General features: G+C 40.5%; 2 pseudogenes. Both read right to left on the bottom strand.

Features of this window, described 5'->3' with window-relative positions:
• Positions 1 to 320, bottom strand: a pseudogene (locus HMPREF1551_RS06110) (PRTRC system protein B); the annotation flags it as partial.
• Position 321: 1 nt separating this feature from the next.
• Positions 322 to 999, bottom strand: a pseudogene (locus HMPREF1551_RS06115) (hypothetical protein); the annotation flags it as partial.

A 999-nucleotide genomic window follows, 5' to 3' on the forward strand; every position in this document is an offset into this window, starting at 1 on the left:
AACTGCTTTTTTTGTGCTTTAGAGTACCAAACAGCCTGCCCCTCACCTTTATGGGATAGATGGAGCACCCTGCGAGAGATAATACCTTTGGGGACTAAAAAGGCTTGTGCTTGCTCTTTTTGGCAGGTGAGCGTTTTGGCAAGTGCTTGCGCTTGGTCGAGGGTAAGCGGTTGTGCGCTTGTAGGATTACCATTGCTATCAAGGTGTAAGTACTCTACATAACTCTGTGGGTTGTAGCGGTTACTGTCTTCGTAAAAAACAAGTGCTGATGTAGGGCGATATACTTCCCCTACTTCTGGGGTGAGGTCTGTGTATTTCATTTTAAATGCGGTTTAAAAGGGTTATAAGTTCGGTTAAGAGAGGAAAGAAACGCTGTTCAAAATCAAAGTTAGCAAGGGGTGTTGTGCTGTTGAAATGTTTGTAAATGGTAGGGAGTTCTATCTCACTGCATTGGGAGTATTCTCCATTGAGCCAATCTAAAAGATAGGTATGGAATAGGTCGCTTTGGTCTTCATAGACAAAAGATAGGTATTTCTCTACCTCAAAAAGTTCTTCTTCACCTTGCTCATAGTCCTTTGCTCTGTGCAAATGGGTATAGATAGAGTGGTTAGGAAAATCCTGCCACAAGGTATAAAAGGCTTGTGAGAGGGCAAGGCATTCGGCTTCTAAATCATTCTTAGGAATAAAGCGGTTTATACGTCTTTGAAAAAAGTCTAAATGGCAAGGGTTGCGTATCTTTTTGGAAAGAATAGCACCTATTTGTTGTGCCTGCTTTAAAAGGTGCAGGAGGTGGTCTTTTTCTGCTATTTCTTCATAGTCTTGGCTAATACAATCCTGCAACATTTCATAGGCATAAGCCACAAAACAATCTTCTTGTACATAGTTTGCTATAAAAGCACGTTGGTTTAGGTAGGCATATACCGATAAAAATAGTTCATAAAGTGGTTTGTTTTTATGTACTTTCAGAAGTCTATAAAGCGGTTGCAGAGGAACAAAAAA

Origin of the sequence: Capnocytophaga sp. oral taxon 863 str. F0517 (assembly GCF_000466425.1) — a bacterium.
Taxonomy (GTDB): Bacteria; Bacteroidota; Bacteroidia; order Flavobacteriales; family Flavobacteriaceae; genus Capnocytophaga.